Annotated in this window: 1 tRNA gene; it reads left to right on the forward strand. The window is 47.9% G+C overall.

Annotated features, from left to right (window positions below):
• The first annotated feature begins 30 nt into the window (after positions 1–30).
• Positions 31–106 (forward strand) — tRNA-Gly (locus tag BLO31_RS19270).
• The last annotated feature ends 136 nt before the right edge of the window (positions 107–242 follow it).

Raw genomic sequence — 242 nt, forward strand, 5'->3', positions numbered from 1 at the left:
ACAGTCTTCATCGTACTTAACGATGACATTGCGACACTAGCTCAGTTGGTAGAGCGCAACCTTGCCAAGGTTGAGGTCACGAGTTCGAACCTCGTGTGTCGCTCCAAATTTAAGGTGTTGATTGAGTTCATCACCAGCGATGCAAGGTTACCTTGCCAAGGTTGAGGTCACGCCTCAGGCCTTGAGTTGGGAACCTCGTGTGTCGCTCCAGATTACAGTTTTCATTGTACTTAACGATGATA

The organism is Vibrio sonorensis (genome assembly GCF_001854765.1).
Taxonomy (GTDB): Bacteria; Pseudomonadota; Gammaproteobacteria; order Enterobacterales; family Vibrionaceae; genus Vibrio; species Vibrio sonorensis.